The sequence below is a fragment of the Chryseobacterium sp. MMO-72 genome (assembly GCF_037146035.1).
In the GTDB taxonomy this organism is placed as follows: domain Bacteria; phylum Bacteroidota; class Bacteroidia; order Flavobacteriales; family Weeksellaceae; genus Chryseobacterium; species Chryseobacterium indicum.
In genome coordinates this window covers 35,657-56,046 of record NZ_JBBCWG010000016.1, presented here as the reverse complement: position 1 = coordinate 56,046, position 20,390 = coordinate 35,657, and the positions used below count along the sequence as shown (strand labels likewise).

Genomic DNA, 20,390 nt, shown 5'->3' with positions numbered 1-20,390 from the left:
TTAATCAATCCGGCTTCATCTTAACTTTGCATATGACAAGATTATACAATAATATCCAATTTTGTCACAACTTCTTTTCAGGCATCATTTTTGAGCATTTTCGCTGTCGGTTCCGGAGAATCATTAAATTTACAACAATTAAAAATCAGAATATGAATATTTTAACAGAAAAATTTACCACACCATATCATTCAGCACCTTTCGATCAGATTAAAACTGAAGATTATCTTCCTGCTTTTAAAGAATTAATTAAAAAGTCCGAAGAAGAGATCGATGCGATCACTAATAATCCTGCAGAACCAACCTTTGAAAATGTAATTGAAGCATTGGCGTATTCAGGAGAGCAGCTTGATGTGGTTTCCAATATATTTTTCAATTTAAATTCGGCAGAAACCAGCGATGAAATCCAAAAGATCGCACAGGAAGTTTCTCCGATTTTAACAGAATATTCTTCAAAAATTTCTCAAAACGAAGCCCTTTTCAGTAAAATTAAAAAGGTGTACGATGAAAAAGAGAAATACAACCTCAACGAAGAGCAGGAAATGCTTCTGAATGAAACGTACAAAGGTTTTGTGAGAAGCGGTGCTTTATTAAATGAAGAAGACAAAGAGAAATTAAAGAAAATCAGCATGGATTTATCTTTAAAATCACTTCAGTTCGGGCAGAATGTGTTGGCTTCGACGAATAATTATTTTAAACATATCACCAATAAAGAAGATCTTGCGGGAATTCCGGAAGCTATTCTGGAACAATACGCAGAAGAAGCCAAAGAAAGAAATCTGGAAGGATGGGTGGTAACGCTGCAATATCCAAGTTACATTCCGTTTATGACGTATGCTGAAAACCGTGAGCTTAGAAAGGAAATTGCTTTGGCGAACGGCAAAAAGTCTTTCGACGGCGGAGAATTTGATAATCAGAATTTAATTAAAGAGCTTCTTTCTTTAAAACAGCAAAAAGCTGAATTATTAGGCTATAAAAACTACGCAGATTATGTTCTGGAGGAAAGAATGGCAAAATCTCCGACAAAAGTTATCGATTTTCTGAACGAACTTTTAACCAAAGCAAAACCCTATGCCGATAAAGAAATTGAAGAGTTGAAATCTTTGGCAAAAGCTGACGGAATTGAAGAAATGCAAGGCTATGACCACGCTTTTTATGCAGAAAAACTTCGCAAAGCAAAATATGATCTTAATGATGAAGAATTAAAGCCTTATTTTCCTTTAAATCAGGTTCAGGATTCGGTTTTCGGATTGGCAGAACAACTTTTCGGATTAACTTTTGAGGAAAGAAACGATATTCCGAAATATCATGAAGAGGTAAAGGTTTATGAGGTATTTGAAACAGGGAGCGGAAAGATGGAAGATGGAAGCAACCATTCTGAAAAAACTTTCAAAGCGCTGCTTTATGTAGATTATTTCCCACGAAAAGGCAAAAGAGCGGGAGCTTGGATGACGAGCTATAAAAATCAATACAAAAAAGACGGCGAAAATTCCCGTCCGCATATTTCTATCGTTTGCAATTTCAGCAAACCGACGAAGGATACTCCAAGTTTACTCACGTTTCAGGAAGTAACAACTTTGTTCCATGAATTTGGTCACGCCCTTCACGGAATGCTTGCCGATACGCAATACCCTACTCTTTCCGGAACTTCCGTAAAATGGGATTTCGTGGAGCTGCCTTCTCAATTCCTTGAAAATTTCTGCTACGAACCGGAATTCCTGAAAACATTCGCAAAACATTACAAAACAGGAGAAGTTTTGCCGGATGAAAAAATTGAGAAAATTGCACAGTCGAAAAACTTTATGGAAGGTTATCAGACGTTGAGACAGCTTGGTTTCGGGTTACTGGACATGAATTACCATACTAAAGTCGGAGAGTTAGAGAATAAAAGTGTAAAGGAGTTTGAGGATGAATATACAAAAGCAACACAGTTATATCCTGCGAATCCTGAAACGGCAATGAGTCCGAGTTTTTCACATATTTTTCAGGGTGGATATTCTGCGGGATATTATTCTTATAAATGGGCGGAAGTTCTGGATGCAGATGCGTTTCAATATTTCAAGGAAAACGGCATTTTCAATCCTGAAATTGCTGCGAAATACAAAGTTCTTCTTTCTTCCGGCGGTACAAAAGATCCAATGGAACTGTACAAGAATTTCAGAGGAAGTGAACCGAAAGTGGAAAGTTTGCTGAAGAGAGCGTTTGGATAAAAACATTTATAAAACCATTAAGTTATTGAGCTTAATGGTTTTATTTTAAAAATCTGTGATGAAATTTTCAGCTATTCTTTAATTATAAACTGAAACGCAAAGCTTTATATTCAGAGCTAAATATTTATGTAAAGCAAAGTGAGGCAGATTTCATCTGCTATGAAGCACACGTTTCATCATCCGCACATAACGGAAATATACTTGTTCCCTTTCATCCTAAAAATTGTTTTTACTTTGCGTAGAATTAAAATTTATATTTGAGAGTCCGCTATAAACCAATTCGAAATTAAAACCATGGAATTAATTAATGATATTGTCTGTCAGGTTTATTTTGATGGAAAATCAACCGAAAAAATTTTTGAACGTTTAAATCTTTATCTGCCTAAATATGAACCGTTGAATTTAGATTATACTTCCAGAATGGATAGTGAAGAAGGCTTTACTACCAATAAAGAGATGATCGATTATTTTGTAAGTACAAATCATATTGACCAGACATTTTACTGGAATCAATACATTGACAATCCTGATAGAATTTCGTTTGGCGTCAATATCACAGATGATAATAAAACGGTCTTCAGTTTAACTATTGACGGAACCATTACCTTAGCTGAAATTTATTTAAATGATTTGAAACAAAGGCTGAATTCTGATATTGGAGTTATTACTTTTTTTAATCCTGCCGAATATAAAAATGGGCTTGATTTTAAAATGAAGTATGGATAAAGAGTTTTCAAAATGAAATCTGAATTTGATTTCGATGTACAAGGTTTAATTCCTGATGAAAATAATTCATTATATAAAAATTTTGTAACCATACAGCCTTTTTGAAAAATTTAGCATATGAACTGATAAAATTATTATATTCATTGAAAAAATAAAAAACACTTATGCATAGATTAAAAGTTCAAAAGAATCTAATTATCCTTTTATTAATCTTCACCATCAATCAAACTTTTGCACAAAAGAAAGAATTTCGGGATACAGAAGTTGATACTGTTACTTTTTTGAACAACAGAAAAATATTAAACAGTTTAAATACAGATAAATTTCAAAAGAAAATATTTGAAGATCATGAGGTTAAAATTCCGTATAGATTTTTAACTCCTAAAAATAACAGCAAAAACAAAAAATTCCCCTTGGTTATTACATTTCATAATTCTACAAGGATCGGAAATGATAATGAAAATCAACTTGAGCCATTTGCCAAAATATGGTTGCGCGAAGAGATTTATGAAAAATTTCCATGCTATGTTGTGGCTCCACAGTTTAACAAACGATCCACAAATTATGAAATCAATACAGAAGGTATTCAAATTTCAAAACCATCCAACGAAGTTTCTGCTTTATTGAATTTGATTAAAGATCTTGAAAAAGAATTTCCAAATATTGATAAAAACAGAATCTATCTGATTGGTTATTCAATGGGAGGTTCAACTGCTCAAAATCTTATGAATCTGCAGCCCAATACATTCGCAGCGGTTGTTTCTGTGGCTTCCGTTCCGGATTTTTCTAATCTTAATAAAATCAAAGAAAAAAATATCTGGCTAATTCATGGTAAAAATGATGATGAAAACCCTTACATTGGTAGCGTTGAGTTATACAATAAACTTTCCTCTGACAAAAATTTGATCTTTACAACATTCACAAAGCTCAACCATAATAATATTGTGATTCCATTTCTAATTACAGATGAAATTCCAAAATGGCTATTTGAAAAACATAAATAAACATTTACAATTTCATAATTTTACGCCATGAATAACACAAACACAAGATTACAAAACGTAAAAAAACTCCAGGCAAAAAGATGGGAAAATGAAGATCATTGGGATGCAATTAACGATCTTTTAATCAAAGAACTGGACGAAATTTTAGCACTAGAACCGGAAAATAATTCCGCTTTAATTAACATTGGTGCAATCTATTCTGATATGGGAGAAGACGAACAGGCTTTAAAATATCTTCACAGGGCATTAAATCTGGGTTCGGCGGATAAGAATCGGTTTATTAATCTTGCAATTGTGATGACTTACATGGGAAAGCATCCTGAAGAATATCATGAATTTTTGGAAATTGCAGAAGACAAAACAGAAGATCCACTTACTTTTAAAGCTCATTTTGATCCGGAGTCGCGTTGAGAATTTTATCTAAAATAATGATTCGGTTTAATAATTAATTCCCAATTTTTCTGTAATTTCAGCGTTTTTAAAAAACATAAATAATAACCATCTTATATGAAGAAAACAATTATTTCAGCATTTTTTATTGTCATTTTTTCAGCTCTTAAAGCGCAGATTCCCACTGTAAAACCTTTGAATGTGGGTCTGGAGAAAAATTATCAAAACTTCAGTTCAAAAAAAGAAACGGTAATTCAAAAAGAAATCATAAAACTCGGTGACTTTCAAGACCTTCATTTTCAGAAAATTGTTCTTAAAGATTTGTCGGATGATTCTACGCTGAGTGTTTTGGGCATCATGACATTTTCGGAAACTTTCGACAACATTTCCAGAAAGACCATTACTCTGGAAAAAGATGAAGTCGAAAAACTCATCAATGCGCTTGAAAAAATTCAGCAGAACTCATCTTCCAAAACCGAAAACGACACCAAATACAAATACACCACCAACAGCGGCATTGAAACAGGAAGCAACTACCATTCTGATCTGAAAACGTGGGAATATTACCTGAAATTGCCAGCTACATTCTACAGTCAGAATGAAATACAGTTTTCCCAAAACGAACTTGCCGAATTGATAAAATTCCTTAAAACGGCAAATCATAAACTTTAAAATCAATAACTATGTTTACTTTCTTTAAAAGAAAAAAGCCGGAAGTTACCATCCATTCCGTTTCTATCCCCACTTTCGGATGGGAAATCGTTGATCAGAATGCGGAACGTATTGTGTGGGTGAATCCTGAGCAAAGCGCTTTAATTTCTCTCTATTTTTTCAATATTCCTCCTGATTTGCCAACTGTTAAAAATGCAGATGAATTAAGAAATTTTCACAGACATTCCATTTCAGCTTCCGGCGGTGGTATTGTGGAGGTTTCACTATTTAATCTTCATAACATACCCAGTGTAAAAACCATTTTTAAAATTCCGCAGGAGGAACATGGGATGACGTATCTTGCATCGGTTACCATTCCTTTTGAAAACTGCAGTTTCGTCATCAAAGCTCAGGCTGTTGAAACCGGAACAACAGGGATAAGAGATAATCTGATATTAAGCAGATTTCTCCAAAACGGCGAAGTTACATTCGATGATAATGGACTGAAAAACTGGTTTGAAGATCCGTACGAACCTTCGTTCAGATCAGGAACTCTTATGAACAAATCTGAAAGAGAAGAATATGACAGTGATTTTCCCGATCATCCGCTTTCCATTGTTCGAAGCATGATGAATGAAGCCATTCAGGAAGTCGTTTTAAAAGATGAACTAAAATATTTAAACATTTTCAACAAATAGTAAAACTTATAATAAAAACACCTATAAAGTGTATGAAATAATACCAATCTGCATTTTCATGTGAAATTTTTCACTACCTTAGTTTTGAAATTTGCTGAAAAATAAGGCAATACATAAGATTATGGCAGAAAAACTTTATTTCATCAAAACCAATCCTATTGCCGCAAAGATCAATCTGTACAATAAAATTTGCCGCGAAGAAGACACTGCACTTCAGTTTTTTAAAGAAAATCAAAAAACAAGTTTTGAACTTATTAAAAAGAAAGTTCAGGAGAATGCAGAAAGTCTTAATAAAGAAGAAGTGGAAGATATTTTCAATTGGTTTGCATCAAAATACATTTCCGATCCGGAAGAAATGAAAACCCAGCTTTTCGTACACGGATTTGATATTTTTTATGAAATAAATAATACAGAAAAAGTTGAAAATTTTAAACAGATTCTTGCAGATTATGAAAAATATTCAACACAATATTTAGGGTACAAATGCAATACGGAAGATTTCAACCGCTTTCTGATCTACGGAATTTTTTTCACAGGATTCATTAATAAAAAGAAGGAAGATTATTTATCTGATTATTTACAGATTAATCATAAAGATCTGTTTTCCTTTGCAGAACAGAAGTTCAACGCCGGAAATACAGAACTTTACCGGGAAAATAATTTTCCCGATTTTAAGGAGCTGTACGACTGCACAAAGTTTTATAAAGGTTTAATTTTCAGACTTTAAAATAAGAAGAGGCTTTTTCAGGCCTCTTTTATTATTAAGTCCCTGTTTTTCATGAGATAATCCAGCGCTTCTTTTACTGCTGTCTCAGGATTTTTCGGCATAAAGCCCAATTCATTTCTTGCCTTTGAAATATCAAAATTCTGCTGTAATCCGGAAAACATAGAAATATCCTTTCGCGTCAGAACAGGAACTTTTCCTTTCAGTGCTGCCGAAAATTCCATGATTCCTGCAATCAGCTTAAGAATAAATTTCGGAACCGACTGCGGAATTTTCAGGTTCAGTTCCGGATACAGTTTTTTTGCCAGAGCTGTTGTATCTGTGATCGTCATACATTCTTCATTTGCCAGAATATATCTTTCACCTGAACGTCCTTTCTGTGCAGCAAGATAACATCCTTCCGCCACATCTTTCACATCAATCCAATTGAGCGTAATTTTTGTATCAACAGGAATTTCTTTATTCAGAATTAATTTTAAGATACCGTAAGAAACATTCAGCGGAAGAAAAGCTTCCCCTCCGATCATCGCGGAAGGCATTACGGAAACCAGTTTTATTCCAAACTTTGCAGCCAGTTCAAAAGCCAGCTTTTCACCGTCATTTTTAGAATTATAATACATATCCCTGCGATCCGGATTATAACCATAGCTTTCTTTTGTCGGAAGTCTGGTGTAATCCAGAGCTGCAATTGAACTTACATAGACAATTTTTTTCACTCCCGCTTCAGCCGCTGCTTCAATCGTATTTCTTGTACCCTGCAGATTAACGTCATAAATTTCTTTTTTCGGATCTTTTGCCCAAAGTTTAAATGCGGCTCCAACGGCATAAAAAGTTTCCACTCCCTGCAAAGCCTTTACGAAAGATGCTTTATCCGTAATATCTGCCTGAACAACTTCGCAGTTTAATCCTTCAAAACATTTTTTTTGAGCTGTATTTCTTACTGTTGCTCTTACAGGAATTTCTTTTTGCAGTAACAATCTTACCAGATTATTTCCCAAATGTCCATTGGCTCCGGAAACCAGACTTAGTTTTTCTTGTATCATTTTTCATTATATTTTGACGATACAAAGTTCCCTGTCCTGATTCCAAAAGCACTTGACTTTTGTTAGTTAATCAGTTTTCTGCGGATTCTACTGAGACTTTCGGGCTTCATTCCGAGAAAAGAAGCAATATACTGAACAGGAACAAACTGAATTATTTCCGGATAGTTTTTCAGCAATTGAAGATACCGCTGTTCTGCATTTAATGTTGAAAGTTCTTTTGAACGGTTTTCGTTGTAAGTAATCGACTGATGGAAAACAGAAATACTGAAATCTTTCATGGCAGAACTTTCCAGTGTAAGCCTGTCCAGATTTTCCTTTGTAATTCTTAATAATTTACAATCTGTAATGCATTCCACATTTTCGTCCGATTTTGTCTGATTGATAAAGTGAAAGTATGAGGTAAAAAATCCGGGAGGACAATTGATATGGGTGGTTATTTCGTTTCCTTTTTCATCAGTATGAAACAATCTCAGATATCCGGAAACAATATAATACAGATGCACCGGAACATTTCCCTTTTCTTCAATAATCATATTTTTCGAATATTCTACAGGCTCGAAACAGTCTTTAATCAGCGCGATTTCGTCAGCATTGAAATGATGAAAAGATTGAAGATGCTGTATAAGTTTGCCGTGCATTATAAAAATGAATGAGAAACACAAATTTAATGAAAATCAAAAGATATTTTGTTTCAGACTATTCCCTAAATTTACAAATTGCAAAGTACCATGAGAAACAACCAAAAAATAATCCAATCGGATGAATTAGATATGCTTTTAATCCTTCTTCCTTCCGGATGGAGTGAATTTCTGCTTTACATTCATGGAAGAAGCTTTAATTATGTAATTACTCATGTTTTTAACAATCCTTATTCAGAAATCATGTATGCCGTTCTGGATCTGATACAAGACAAATGGGAAACTGAATTTATCTGGTATAACGAACCGGGAGGACGTAAATTTGAAATAAAACGAATAAAGGATAAACAGCACAAAGCAGTTATTTCTGTATATGGTTTTGAAGAGTGTTACGGAGAACAGTTGAATTTTAAACTGGAAATACAGTTCGAAGTTAAAATAAAACAATTTGTTTTGCTTTGTTATCTTCAACTGAAAAAGACTTATTTACTGCTTAATGATAAAGAATTTTCAGACAAAAGAAGCGGTGCCTTTCTTATACAGAATTTCCATGATTTTGAAAGAAAAGTTGAAGATTTTTTGAAGAAAAAACAGATGATTTTTTAATAAAATTCTATATTTGCACTCATGAAGCACTTAAATAACCTATTGCGTCTTCCTTTTTTCAGCAATTATTATTACCCGGATAATCGTTCGGGAAGACTTCTATAACCATATTCAGTAGAAATTTAATCTAAAAATATCATAGAACCCGGACAGTTTTGTTCGGGTTTTTTCATGCTTAAAAATTAAAAATATGATCAGGAAATTAAAAGAGAATGCAGAAATCATTCTGCCGGAAAACGGACTGGAAGAGAAAATTCAGCAAGCCGAAAAAGAAAACAGAAAATTAATCATCAAACTGGGTTTTGATCCCACTGCTCCGGATCTACATTTGGGACACGCAGTTGTTTTGAAAAAACTGAAACAATTTCAGGATCTGGGACATCAGATTGTAATCATTGTCGGAAGTTTTACCGCAAGAATCGGCGATCCAACAGGAAAAAACAAGGCGAGAAAGCCTTTAACCGCTGAAGAAGTTCATCATAATGCGGAAACGTACATCAGTCAGCTCTCCAAAGTTATTGATGTGGAAAAAACAAAAATTGTCTTTAACTCTGAATGGCTGGATGCGCTGAATTTTTCGGAAGTGATCCAACTGATGTCGAAAGTGACAGTTGCACAACTGATGCACAGAAATGATTTCAGTAAAAGATTTTCAGAAAACACACCAATTGCCATGCACGAACTTGTATACCCTATTTTGCAGGGGTTCGATTCTGTACAGATTAATTGTGACATTGAAATGGGCGGAACCGATCAGCTTTTCAACTGTACGATGGGACGACAATTGCAGGAAAATCACGGAAAATCTCCGCAGATTGTGATGTGCATGCCTTTACTGAAAGGTCTTGACGGAAAGGAAAAGATGAGCAAATCTTTAAACAACATTATCGGATTAACTGACGAACCGAATGAAATGTTCGGGAAAACGATGTCCATTCCGGATTCTCTGATTGACGAATTTATTGATCTTACCACGGATTTTTCTTCTGAAGAGAAAGAACGTTTAAAACAAAACATCAATGATGGTCAAAACCCGATGAATATTAAAAAGCTGATCGCTAAAAATATCATCACACAATGTCATGATGCAGAATCAGCTGAAAATGCCGAGTTGTTTTTTATGAATCAGTTCCAGAGTAAAAATTTTGAAGAAAAAGTTTTTGAACCGGTCTTCATTGACTCTCTCCACCATATTCAGTATAAAATGGTTTTATCGGAATTATGCCATCAACTGAAATGTAACGAAAGTAAATCTTTCATCCGAAGACTGATTGAAAACGGTGGAATTCAGATCAACAATATCAAATTAACAGATCCGAATGAAGAAATTAAATTAGAGAAAGGAATAAAAATTAAGATCGGAAAAAGAAGTTTTTTTGAACTTTTGTAAACATTGAATTTGAGATTTTTTTCAATATATTCGTTCAGAAAATTTTAAAATAGAAACACAATCGCATGAGCTACTTTATGGTCGATATAGAATCGGACGGACCGATTCCCGGAGATTTTTCAATGGTCTGTTTTGGAGCAGTTTTAGTAGACGAAAATCTGGAAACCACATTTTACGGAAAACTGAAGCCTGTTTCAGAGAAATTCAATCCCGAAGCTTTGGCAGTTTCCGGTTTTACGCGGGAAGAAACATTGGATTTTAATGATCCTGAAGAAGTGATGCTGAAATTTGAAGAATGGATTAAAGAAAATTCTAAAGGAAGACCTGTTTTCATCAGTGATAACAACGGCTTCGACTGGATGTTTATCTGTTGGTATTTTCATCATTTCATCGGGAGAAATCCATTCGGCTTTTCATCCAGAAGACTTGCGGATCTGTATTGCGGACTGGAAAAAGACACTTTTGCCCAGTGGAAACATCTACGAAAAACTAAGCACACCCATCATCCCGTTGATGACGCAAGAGGAAATGCAGAAGTTTTGCTGTATATGAAAAAGGAAATGGGACTGAAAATCGGATTGAAATAAATGCTCTGTCTTAGTAAAATTCTGGTATTAAATGATAAAATAAAAAAGTATGCATTTTCAGCATACTTTTTTTACTTATAGGTGTAAGGCACGAGAACTTCAATAAAATTATCTGTTTTGTGAGGTTCCCCGATGGCCCGGAATTTCCAGTCGCCGTTGTGGCGGTAAACTTCTGCAAAAACCATAGAACACATTCCGTTCATACTGGCGTCACCAGAAAGACTGAATTTTGTAATTTCCCTTCCTCTTGCATCTACCGCACGGATAAATGCATTTTCTATCATTCCGAAATGTTGTCTGTTGAACAATCCCTGATAAATTGAAACTACAAACACAATTTTCTGATAGCGCTCATCCAGCTGATCCAGCAATACAATAATCTGTTCATCATCGCCATCTCCGGCTCCGGTTCTGTTATCTCCGGTCAGCCATATTTTTCCGCTGGGATGCCGCATAGAATTGAAATAGATTACGTCGCTTTTATACAGAGCAATCTCTCTTCCGTTTCTTCCGGGAACCGTCATTCCGAGATCCGCAACCTTCCCGTTTTTATCCAAAAGAAAAGCAATGGCATCCAGATCATATTCCGCACCGTCACTTATCCCGAAAAGACGGTTGAAAAAACCACCGGATCTTCTAACATCCCATCCTAAACCTATGGTCACAGATGACAGATCATATGCATCTTCTCCATGTTCATTTTTGCGGAGATTGATGGTCTGACCTTTTTGTAAGTTGATAGCTATTTTTATTTTATGATTTGTCCTTTATAATATTTTTCAAGAAAGAAACCCAGATCTGCTCTGTAGCCGATTCCCGAAGCTTCAAATTTCCAGCTTCCGCCACGTTTGTACAGTCTTCCGAATTCAATTCCGGTTTCTATGGAAAAATCTTCATCCAGTTCGTATTTGGCAATTTCCATATTGGTATTATTGTCTACAATTCTGATGTAAGAATTTCTTACCTGTCCGAAATTCTGCTTTCTCCTATCAAAATCTTCGATGGTAACAACAAAAAGAATTTCCTGAACTCTTTCGTCTACTTTTTCGAGATCAATAATGATGGCTTCATCATCATCTCCGTCGCTGTTTTTTCCACTTGGATCATCTCCTGTATGTGTAAGTGCACCATCCGGCGAATGCAGGTTATTATAAAAAACAAAATATTCTTCACTCACCAGTTTTCGTTCCGCATCAATCATAATTGCGGAGGCATCAAGGTCAAAATCATATCCCATTCCTTCATTTGGATCCCATCCGAGACCGATGGTCATTTTTGTAAATCCAAGATCAATTCTTTGCCCTTTCTGTAAATTAATTGCCATAATAATGATATGTGTTTTATGTATTGTTTATCGAAGTTATGGCGGTTTTAGTAAATTTCCAAAAAATTTTGTGACAAAAAATTATGTAAATTGCAAAACATAAAATTTTGAAATTCATTAAAAATTAAGCCTAAAAAAATCCAATCGTTATGACCGGATTTTATATTTTCAAAAGATTTAATTAAAAGATAGATTATTCTGTAAATTCTTTTTTGACCACATTTTTGTTTCTTGCCCTTGCTAAAGCAGGAATTGAAAGCAATCCGGTAATAATTGTGAGCAGAAACTGTAAGGGCAGAGATATAAAAGAGTATATTAATCCCATTTCACCGCCTGTTACAGCATTTTTACCTGCAGAAATAAAAAGAGCCATAAAGCCATACTTCATCGCCAGATTGAAAGCGCCAATTCCTCCGCTTGCCGGCACAATCATTCCGAAAGTTCCCACGGTAATAATAAAGAAGCCGTCTCCTATGGTAAAATCTGATGTTTCGGGAAGGGAAAAACATACAAGATATGCGGCAAGAAAATAACATATCCAGATTCCTATTGTATAAAGAATGAATTTTCCTTTTTGTCTGAGCTTGAATATTGTGGTTAAGCCCTGTAAAATTCCTTTGGCAAATCCTATAAGTTTATCTTTTTTGTATTTGAACAAAATAATTAATCCTACGATTGCCAGCAGAAAAAGAGAAATCTTCATATAGAAATAAAAAGCAGTAAAATCTACAATTCCTATTTTCATTAGAAATTTTTCAAAAAAGCCATGCTCTACTTTTACCTTTTCCTCTTTCTGTCCGGTTGCAATATCATAGAACGAAAGAATAGCATCATATTTAAAAATGATGGTAAGCCCCAGAAAACCTATCATACAGATAAGGTCTACAACTCTTTCTAAAATAATAGTTCCGAAAGATTTATCAACGGGAACGTCTTCTACACCGTACAATGCTGTAGATCTTGCCAGTTCACCACTTCTCGGAATCGTAAGATTCATTAAATATCCAAAAGATATGGTCCAGAAAGCATTTGCATCCGAAATTTTATATCCCATCGGTTCGAGAAGAATATTCCAGCGTATTGCACGGAGCCAATATGCTAACAAACCAAAGACTCCTGCAATAAAGACCCAGGTATAATTTGCTCTTTCAATGGATTTCTGGATCACTTTAAAATCCAGCCCCTTTAAAGCAAACCATAAAAAAAAGCCTGCAAAAGCAAGCGAGATCACTATCGTAAGAATGGATTTCAGAGGATTTTTTGAGTTCTTCTCCATCCGGTTACGTTAAAAGGTTTGTTTTTTCGTCGGGGAAAACAATCTTCGGCTGGAAATTCTGCGCCTCTTCCGGAGTCATCTGTGCATAAGCGATAATAATAATGATATCATCTCTCTGTACTTTTCTCGCCGCAGGACCGTTAAGACAAACTTCTCCCGATTTTCTTTTACCTTTAATAACATAAGTGTCGAAACGCTCTCCGTTATTCACATTTACGATATAAACTCTTTCTCCCACTACCAGACCTGCAGCTTCAATAAGGTCTTCATCTATCGTAATACTCCCAATATAATTAAGGTCAGAAGCCGTAACTCTCACCCTGTGAATCTTAGACTTAAAAACTTCTATTAACATGGTGCAAATTTATTAATAATAATTTATAAAACCGTCTTTTAAAATGAATTTAAAACCAGCAGAAACCCAGAACTTTAATTTTATTAAACGTAATTTTTAAAGATTTTATTTACAGAATTTATAAACATATCCTGAAAACCATCAATACTTACTATACAATTCAGGATTTAATAAATACAAAAAATAATATTGCATTTTTGGTAAAGTCAATACAGATAAGCAATTGGCATGATTTTAGTAACGGATAACGTAGATTTTTCGTAAAAAGCTGAATTATCATATTTTAACCAATTTTACTTAAAATCAAAAAATTTATTTATTTTTTTGCAAAAAAATTGCACATTTAGAAAATAGTATTATATTTGCTATTATAACGAACTAACTTTAATATTAAAAATTATGAACAAGTCTGAATTAATCGACGCAATCGCCAAAGATGCCGGCATCACTAAAGTTGCAGCTAAAGCTGCTTTAGAATCATTTATCTCTAACGTTACTACAACTTTAAAGAAAAAAGACGGAAAAGTTTCTTTAGTAGGGTTTGGAACTTTCTCAGTAGCTGAAAGAGCTGCAAGACAAGGAATCAACCCTGCAACTAAAAAGCCAATTAACATCGAAGCTAAGACTGTTGCTAAATTCAAAGCTGGTGCAGACCTTTCTGCAGCTGTTGCTTCAGCTAATGCTCCTGCTCCAGGTAAAAAGAAAAAATAATCACTCAGATTAAAGAAAAAATAAAACCTCATCATCTGATGAGGTTTTTTTATTGCATCTATTTTAAGGAGCTAATCTCGCAATTTTCCAATCGAGACCATCCACCAATTCATAAACAATTCTATCATGGAGACGGTTTGGTCTCCCCTGCCAGAATTCTATTTCATAAGGCTTTGCAATATACCCGCCCCAGTTTTCAGGTCTTGGAATTTCTGTGTCTGCATACTTTTCTTCCAGTTGCTGAAGCTTGTCTTCCAAAAATTCACGGTTCGGAATTTCTTCACTTTGAGGAGAAACTACAGCACCCAACTGACTTCCTTTTGGTCTGGAATGGAAATATCCGTCACTCAGGTTTTCTGCAATACGTTCCATCTCAGCTTTAATAATGATCTGCCTTTCCAGATTGGGCCAGAAAAAATGAAGACAGGCTTTGTGTGTCTTTTCTATGGATTTTCCTTTTCTGCTGTCATAATTGGTGTAAAAAATAAATCCTTCGTATGTATAAGCCTTTAACAACACCATTCTTGTACGCGGACAACCGTCGTTTTCCAGTGTAGAAAGTGCCATTGCATTCGCTTCAGAGATGTTCGGATTTTCGCTGGCTTCCATAAACCACTCCCGAAACTGTTCAATAGGATTTTGTTTTATCTCACTTTCAATAAGTTGGGATTTCTCGTACACTTTTCTTTTGTCGTGCAGGTTTTCCATAAATATTTTTTATTAAATTTGAGTATGAATTACTCTTACAAAGGTAAAATATTAATTTCCACACCCGACATTTCCGGCGATATTTTTTCCAGATCTGTTGTTTTGATTATTGAACATAATGAAAGTGGTGCATTTGGTTTAATATTAAATAAAAAAAATAACCAGATGAGCGGTAAATTCAAAGATTTTTTCGATTTCAGAATTGAAGTTTACGACGGCGGTCCTGTAGGAAATGACAAAGTTTTTTTTATTGTAAAAGGGGAAAAAGTAACTGAAATGTATACAGAAATTACCCCGGAATTTTATCTTACCGAAGATATTGAAAACATCATCAGCGCTGTTCTCAGCGGCGAACTGGACATCAATAATGTCAAAATATTTTCCGGCTATTCCGGATGGTCAGCTTTACAGCTTGAGGAAGAAATCCAGAGAAAATTATGGACTGTGGTAGATGTTTACAATCTGGATTACACCTTGCCAAACGATCAAACCCTCTGGAAATCGATCATGCAGAATCTTGGTGGCGAATTTCTTTTATGGGCAAATTCTCCTGAAAATATTTCTTTAAACTAGCAAGAGAAATTCATTAATATTATTTAAATATTTAACAAATTTTAAGAAAACGTTAACCAATTTTAAGCAAAGGTTTTACGTTATCTGGTAAACTAAATCTCTGTGATATAAAAGGAACAAATGATTACTAAATAAAACAGGATCAAGAGATTAAAGTTAAACAATTTGACCAACGAGAAAAATCAAAAACAAGTTGCTGATAAATTTTCTGAAATTTTCAGAGAACAATAAATAAAGATACAAATTCTGATTTATCAGAATAAAAACCCGGTAAAGGACTTTCGGAACTTTGTTGTTTACCGGGTTTGTCAATTTTTATCTAGAAACTTTCTTTCCAGTTTTTAATAAGTTCCGTGAACCGCTGGTTTCCAAAAGTTTTATTTCTTATTTTACCTACAGAAAATATTCCTTTTTCATCCGAAATTAAGAGTATTTCTTCAGCTTTCTGAGACTCAAATGCAATAATCTCATGTTCCTGTATATCCGCAAGATTATTTTTGTGTAAAAAAGTTACAAAATTCTCCATAAGCGGCGAAATGTAGGCTCCTTCTGTCTGTTTTGGAATTTTGATCACATCACCTTCCAGAAACAAGAGATTCCCGAAAGTTGTACGCGCAATTCTTTTATTCGGGTTGAGAAGAATGACATCATCAAGATCGTTTTCCTGCGCATAAATTTCGCCGTAAATATTTTCCGGACTGTGAACCCTGATATTGCTTAAAAGGTTGTTATTAACGTTTATTTCCTTAATTAAATCAAGTTCCAGATTTCTTTCATGCAATGCTAACAGATCTTGGGTTTCTGTAATTTCATAATAGTAAGAAACTGAGGATTTGGAAAGGGTAATTCCGTCTGAATTTCTGAAAACCTGAAAATTAATGATCGCATCCTGAATGCTTTTTCCTTCAATAACTTCTTTCTGAAATAAGGTCTGAAAAAATTCAAGTGTGTAGGTTAAAGGAATATTCAGTCTCATTTTTCTCATGGAAGCCATCAGGAAGAAATAGCATTCTTCATCCATGATTAATTTTCCGTTTCTGATAAAAAAAGAAACCTTTACGGCGTCCCCCGAAAGAAAGGCTCTGTTTTTCACATTGATTTCGTCTGATGTAAAATATTGATTTTCCACTGTAATCTGATTTATTTACAAAAAAATAATGAACGATAAATCGTTCATCAGTTTTATAATTCAGCGTGCCTACATTTAGGCTGCTCCTAATTTAATTCTAAGATTTTCGATAAGATTTTCCCAGTACATCGCATTTTCTTCTTCATCCCCTTCTTCACAGAAATCTGTAATGTTCAGAGACAGGTCTTCCGTAATGTCATCAATTGTGATCGTCATTTCAAAGAAATTCTTTGTTCCTTCATCTTCTTCCCATCGGAAACGTACGAAACCTTCAGGCTTATATCTTATTAAAGTAGCCTTCTCAGAAGGACCTCCACCCCAGCTGAAAAAGAAGTCATCACCTTTCTCTGTCACATCATCTGCAAACCATTCAGACAACCCTTCCGCCGTTGCCAGATATTCATATAAAATCTCTGATAAACAATGCATTGGGAATTCGTAATGGACTTTATGTTTCGCCATATAATCTTTGTTTTAATCGTTCCGCAATATATAAATTAATTTTTTTATTACACAAAAATGTGTTTACTTTTTTGCACAATCTTCATGATATTTGTCAGAGATTTTTAAATAGATGTTTAATTATTCTTTTAACATAATAACTCTACTTTAAAGGCATAAAAAAACTCTTCGGATGAAGAGCTGTATTATTTTAAAAATGAAAATTGAGTTCCACAAAACCTATTCTCCCGAATCCTGTTTCTGACCATGCCGTTTTATTATCTTTCTGAAAACTCGAACGGTCTACTACATAAATATATTTGTAATACAACATGGGTTCCGTAGAAAGGGAGAAATGAGGAGAAAGAAAATACTGTACTCCTAAAAACACGCCTAAACCATTATCATACTGCGGTTTATTGATGTTTTTGTAATTGGAATATCTGAAGAAGTAATCTGCTCCGTAGTAAAAATTCCATCTTCTGTATCTTTTCAGATTTCTGTCGATCCCAAGTTTAAAAGCGAATTGAGAATATCCGCCTTCGCTGTCGTCATTCTTAAAATCAAATCCTGTTCTGTAAGACCATTTGTTTTTCCCCGAATACCGATAATTAATAATCATTGCGTTATCGTCGGATGCAAATACAGATTTAATGAATTTATTGAGACTAATTCCGACCTGATTTCTCGGAATAGCAAATAAACTATCATTTTGAGCCTGTGCAAAAACTGAAGCAGAAAGTACCAGCAAAAAAATTGAAATAATTCGTTTCATAATAAAAAACATCTCAAAGATCTGATGAAACCTTTGAGATGTATATTTTTTGTATTAATTATTAAAGATAATTAGCAAAAATAGCTTTAACTTTTTGCTCGAAATCACCGATGTAAACATCTGTATTTTCCGATGATCCATCGAAATATACAATAAAGAACTCTCCTTCTCCATTCACTGTTTTGTAAACAAGATCTCCGATTTTTTGTCCTAAATAAAATACTTCTCCTTTTGTATTATTATTAATCTGCGCATCGGTAGGATCTGCCAGCGGAGCAAGAGCTTCAACATTCATGGTTGCAACAATTTTAAGATCTCCTTCTTTAATAGAACCTGAAATGGTTTTAAAATCATCTTTTGAAGAGATATTGGCGTAATCAGAATGTTTTAAGATTACATTGGCAATCACTTCGCTTGAAGATCCCTGAGGAATTGTATTATTATACTTAAACTGGAAATCTTTAGCACTGTTTCTTGTCCATACAATATTCTGCGTCATAGGTGAAGCAAAAATCTGAATATTTGCACTGATCGGCATACTGAAATTCGTACTGTTATCAAATGTTACATTGGATAAATCCATACTAAACACTGTATTTCCGCTTCTTTTCAAGACAAGATTAAAGGTTTTAGGCAACCATACTACTTCAGAATTGTAACTTGTCTGAATATCTGTGTACGACGAAAGAGTTAATTCACTATCGATTACAGAAGAATTGGCTACGGACGGAAATTTCAATACAACATTGGAAGAATTGGCAATTTTTGTCCAGGTTCCGTTTGCATTGTTGTAAGTATAAGTTCCTAATCTGTTGGCAAACTGAAGCTTGTTATTGATAAGCGCTTCTCCAAACTGATTTTCCCAGCCTTCTACAACATTGTTCAGATAACTGTCATCAAATTCCTGAGCGGTATTGTTAAACATTGAGTACAAAATGAATTTTGAAAGATCTCCATCATCCATTGTATTCAGTTTGCTGTAAAAACCGTCAATTGTTTTTTTAATGTTAGCTTTATCTTCATTAACGGTCGTGGTGTGGATAGAATCATCCGTAGAAGAACTGCAAGACTGAGTTCCCAAAATCGTTGCAAAGCCTAATCCTGCAACGAGAATAATTTTTTTCATTAGTTATTATTTTTTTAAAACGGTGCGAAAGTAAAAATAATTTTTGTTTCCTACAAATTATTTAATACGTCAAGGATAATTTTACATCCTTCTGCTATTTCTTCTTTAGAAATGGTAAGCGGAGGAGAAATTCTCAGATATTCATTTCTGTAAAGCTGCCAGAAAACAATCAGTCCTTTTTCCATGCATCTTTTGGCAACGTCTAAAGTATATTCGGGAGATCCGAGATTTACAGCCAACATAAGCCCTTTTCCGTTAATGTTTTTTATTTTTGGATGAACCAGAAGACTTCTGTATAATTGTTCTTTTTCTTCCACTTCATTCATCAGACCGCTTTCCAGAACTTCCTTTAAAGTTGCATAACTGGAAGCCGCAATAAGCGGATTTCCTCCGAAAGTTGTGATGTGTCCTAATTTCGGAGAATGAGACAGTGTTTCCATAATTTTACGTGAACTCATAAAAGCTCCTACAGGAACTCCGCCTCCCATTCCTTTTCCCATAACAAGAATATCCGGAACGATGCCGAAATGCTCAAAAGAAAAAAGCTTTCCGGTTCTTCCGAATCCCGGCTGAATTTCATCCAGAATTAACAATGCGCCGACTTCTTCACATCTCTTTTTTAGTTTAATTAAATAATCATCATTAGGAACTAAAAATCCTGCCGCACCCTGAATGGTTTCTAAAATAACACAGGCTGTTTTCTCGGTAATTTTATCGAAATCTTTTTCGCTGTTAAATTCAATGAACGAAACCATTGGCAATAACGGGCGAAATTCTCTTTTATGAAATTCGTTTCCGGATACACTTAACGCACCGTGTGTATTTCCGTGGTAAGAGTTTTTGAATGAAACAATTTCTTCTCTTCCGGTATATCTTTTTGCCAGCTTCAGACTTCCGTCTATGGCTTCTGCGCCGCTGTTTACAAGATAAGTAATTTCTAAAGGATCGGGAGTAGCTTCTGCCAACAGTTTACATAAAGCTACCGGCATTTCCTGTGCATATTCTCCGTAAACCATGACGTGAAGATATTTTTCTGCCTGTTCTTTAATGGCATCAACTACTTTGGGATGGGAATGTCCTAAAGTATTGGCAGAAACTCCCGCTACAAAATCCAGATATCTTCTTCCGTCTTTGCCATAAATATAGCTTCCTTCCGCCTTCTCTACTTCAAAACCAGCAGCAAACTTTGTCGTCTGAGCCTGATATATAAAAAAATCCTTTTGCATTTCCATTGTTCCAAAATTTTAGCAAAACTATAAAAGATTCGGCAAACACCGAAATGAAACGGACAGAATAAAAAAATTG

24 protein-coding genes are annotated in these 20,390 nt (G+C 34.6%); 12 read left to right on the top strand and 12 right to left on the bottom strand.

Going from position 1 to position 20,390, the window contains the following annotated elements; all coding sequences use genetic code 11:
• Positions 1–152 precede the first annotated feature (152 nt).
• The 7 genes from WFH39_RS18240 to WFH39_RS18210 all read left to right on the top strand — a co-directional run bounded on the left by WFH39_RS18240 (position 153) and on the right by WFH39_RS18210 (position 6,406).
• The gene (locus WFH39_RS18240) at positions 153–2,210 is read left to right on the top strand and encodes a M3 family metallopeptidase (protein ID WP_336690926.1); all 2,058 of its coding nucleotides are present in this window, start codon (positions 153–155) and stop codon (positions 2,208–2,210) included.
• A gap of 294 nt (positions 2,211–2,504) precedes the next feature.
• On the top strand, positions 2,505–2,936 hold the full coding sequence (locus WFH39_RS18235) for a hypothetical protein (RefSeq protein WP_336690925.1): 432 nt from the start codon (positions 2,505–2,507) through the stop codon (positions 2,934–2,936).
• 164 nt (positions 2,937–3,100) lie between these two features.
• Positions 3,101–3,940 carry a prolyl oligopeptidase family serine peptidase gene (locus WFH39_RS18230; protein ID WP_336690924.1) on the top strand — a complete coding sequence of 280 codons (840 nt, stop codon included), beginning with the start codon at positions 3,101–3,103 and terminating at the stop codon, positions 3,938–3,940.
• 27 nt (positions 3,941–3,967) lie between these two features.
• On the top strand, positions 3,968–4,351 hold the full coding sequence (locus tag WFH39_RS18225; RefSeq protein ID WP_336690923.1) for a tetratricopeptide repeat protein: 384 nt from the start codon (positions 3,968–3,970) through the stop codon (positions 4,349–4,351).
• Between the two features lie 96 nt (positions 4,352–4,447).
• Positions 4,448–5,002: a hypothetical protein gene (locus WFH39_RS18220; RefSeq protein ID WP_336690922.1), complete on the top strand. Its 555-nt coding sequence runs from the start codon at positions 4,448–4,450 to the stop codon at positions 5,000–5,002.
• An 11-nt stretch (positions 5,003–5,013) separates the two neighbouring features.
• Entirely contained in the window at positions 5,014–5,679 is a 666-nt protein-coding gene (locus tag WFH39_RS18215; RefSeq protein WP_336690921.1) for a hypothetical protein, read from the top strand.
• 121 nt (positions 5,680–5,800) lie between these two features.
• A complete protein-coding gene (locus WFH39_RS18210) occupies positions 5,801–6,406 on the top strand; it encodes a hypothetical protein (protein ID WP_336690920.1) in 606 nt (201 codons plus the stop codon).
• Between the two features lie 17 nt (positions 6,407–6,423).
• On the opposite strand, the gene WFH39_RS18205 is transcribed toward WFH39_RS18210, so the two are convergent.
• Complete coding sequence (locus WFH39_RS18205) at positions 6,424–7,446, bottom strand: NAD-dependent epimerase/dehydratase family protein (RefSeq protein WP_336690919.1); 1,023 nt, start codon at positions 7,444–7,446, stop codon at positions 6,424–6,426.
• Positions 7,447–7,508: 62 nt separating this feature from the next.
• Complete coding sequence (locus WFH39_RS18200; RefSeq protein WP_336690918.1) at positions 7,509–8,084, bottom strand: Crp/Fnr family transcriptional regulator; 576 nt, start codon at positions 8,082–8,084, stop codon at positions 7,509–7,511.
• Between the two features lie 90 nt (positions 8,085–8,174).
• On the opposite strand from WFH39_RS18200, the gene WFH39_RS18195 reads away from it, so the two are divergent.
• The 3 genes from WFH39_RS18195 to WFH39_RS18185 all read left to right on the top strand — a co-directional run bounded on the left by WFH39_RS18195 (position 8,175) and on the right by WFH39_RS18185 (position 10,667).
• On the top strand, positions 8,175–8,690 hold the full coding sequence (locus tag WFH39_RS18195; RefSeq protein WP_336690917.1) for a hypothetical protein: 516 nt from the start codon (positions 8,175–8,177) through the stop codon (positions 8,688–8,690).
• 190 nt (positions 8,691–8,880) lie between these two features.
• Positions 8,881–10,080: a tyrosine--tRNA ligase gene (tyrS, locus tag WFH39_RS18190; protein ID WP_336690916.1), complete on the top strand. Its 1,200-nt coding sequence runs from the start codon at positions 8,881–8,883 to the stop codon at positions 10,078–10,080.
• Positions 10,081–10,145: 65 nt separating this feature from the next.
• Complete coding sequence (locus tag WFH39_RS18185; protein WP_336690915.1) at positions 10,146–10,667, top strand: 3'-5' exonuclease; 522 nt, start codon at positions 10,146–10,148, stop codon at positions 10,665–10,667.
• A 71-nt stretch (positions 10,668–10,738) separates the two neighbouring features.
• On the opposite strand, the gene WFH39_RS18180 is transcribed toward WFH39_RS18185, so the two are convergent.
• The 4 genes from WFH39_RS18180 to panD all read right to left on the bottom strand — a co-directional run bounded on the left by WFH39_RS18180 (position 10,739) and on the right by panD (position 13,622).
• Positions 10,739–11,407: a TerD family protein gene (locus WFH39_RS18180; protein ID WP_336690951.1), complete on the bottom strand. Its 669-nt coding sequence runs from the start codon at positions 11,405–11,407 to the stop codon at positions 10,739–10,741.
• 8 nt (positions 11,408–11,415) lie between these two features.
• Positions 11,416–11,991, bottom strand: a complete 576-nt coding sequence (locus tag WFH39_RS18175; protein WP_214590695.1) for a TerD family protein — start codon at positions 11,989–11,991, stop codon at positions 11,416–11,418.
• A 193-nt stretch (positions 11,992–12,184) separates the two neighbouring features.
• On the bottom strand, positions 12,185–13,267 hold the full coding sequence (locus WFH39_RS18170; protein WP_336690914.1) for a lysylphosphatidylglycerol synthase transmembrane domain-containing protein: 1,083 nt from the start codon (positions 13,265–13,267) through the stop codon (positions 12,185–12,187).
• 4 nt (positions 13,268–13,271) lie between these two features.
• Positions 13,272–13,622, bottom strand: coding sequence for an aspartate 1-decarboxylase (gene panD, locus WFH39_RS18165; RefSeq protein ID WP_048511083.1), 351 nt, complete (start codon positions 13,620–13,622; stop codon positions 13,272–13,274).
• Positions 13,623–14,021: 399 nt separating this feature from the next.
• Here panD and WFH39_RS18160 point away from each other — a divergent pair, with 399 nt between their 5' ends.
• Positions 14,022–14,333 (top strand): HU family DNA-binding protein, encoded by a 312-nt coding sequence (locus WFH39_RS18160; RefSeq protein WP_214590697.1) that lies wholly within the window; start codon positions 14,022–14,024, stop codon positions 14,331–14,333.
• Between the two features lie 63 nt (positions 14,334–14,396).
• Here the strand turns inward: WFH39_RS18160 and pdxH are convergent, their stop codons facing one another.
• Positions 14,397–15,041, bottom strand: coding sequence for a pyridoxamine 5'-phosphate oxidase (gene pdxH / locus WFH39_RS18155; RefSeq protein ID WP_336690913.1), 645 nt, complete (start codon positions 15,039–15,041; stop codon positions 14,397–14,399).
• A 24-nt stretch (positions 15,042–15,065) separates the two neighbouring features.
• Here pdxH and WFH39_RS18150 point away from each other — a divergent pair, with 24 nt between their 5' ends.
• The gene (locus WFH39_RS18150) at positions 15,066–15,614 is read left to right on the top strand and encodes a YqgE/AlgH family protein (protein ID WP_214590699.1); all 549 of its coding nucleotides are present in this window, start codon (positions 15,066–15,068) and stop codon (positions 15,612–15,614) included.
• 319 nt (positions 15,615–15,933) lie between these two features.
• Here WFH39_RS18150 and WFH39_RS18145 read toward each other — a convergent pair whose 3' ends face one another.
• The 5 genes from WFH39_RS18145 to WFH39_RS18125 all read right to left on the bottom strand — a co-directional run bounded on the left by WFH39_RS18145 (position 15,934) and on the right by WFH39_RS18125 (position 20,311).
• Positions 15,934–16,743: an aminotransferase class IV gene (locus WFH39_RS18145; protein WP_214590700.1), complete on the bottom strand. Its 810-nt coding sequence runs from the start codon at positions 16,741–16,743 to the stop codon at positions 15,934–15,936.
• A gap of 75 nt (positions 16,744–16,818) precedes the next feature.
• Positions 16,819–17,205: an START-like domain-containing protein gene (locus tag WFH39_RS18140; protein WP_214590701.1), complete on the bottom strand. Its 387-nt coding sequence runs from the start codon at positions 17,203–17,205 to the stop codon at positions 16,819–16,821.
• Positions 17,206–17,395: 190 nt separating this feature from the next.
• Positions 17,396–17,959, bottom strand: coding sequence for an outer membrane beta-barrel protein (locus WFH39_RS18135; protein ID WP_214590702.1), 564 nt, complete (start codon positions 17,957–17,959; stop codon positions 17,396–17,398).
• A 61-nt stretch (positions 17,960–18,020) separates the two neighbouring features.
• Positions 18,021–19,085 (bottom strand): hypothetical protein, encoded by a 1,065-nt coding sequence (locus WFH39_RS18130; RefSeq protein ID WP_336690912.1) that lies wholly within the window; start codon positions 19,083–19,085, stop codon positions 18,021–18,023.
• Positions 19,086–19,135: 50 nt separating this feature from the next.
• Positions 19,136–20,311: an aspartate aminotransferase family protein gene (locus tag WFH39_RS18125; RefSeq protein ID WP_336690950.1), complete on the bottom strand. Its 1,176-nt coding sequence runs from the start codon at positions 20,309–20,311 to the stop codon at positions 19,136–19,138.
• Positions 20,312–20,390 lie beyond the last annotated feature (79 nt).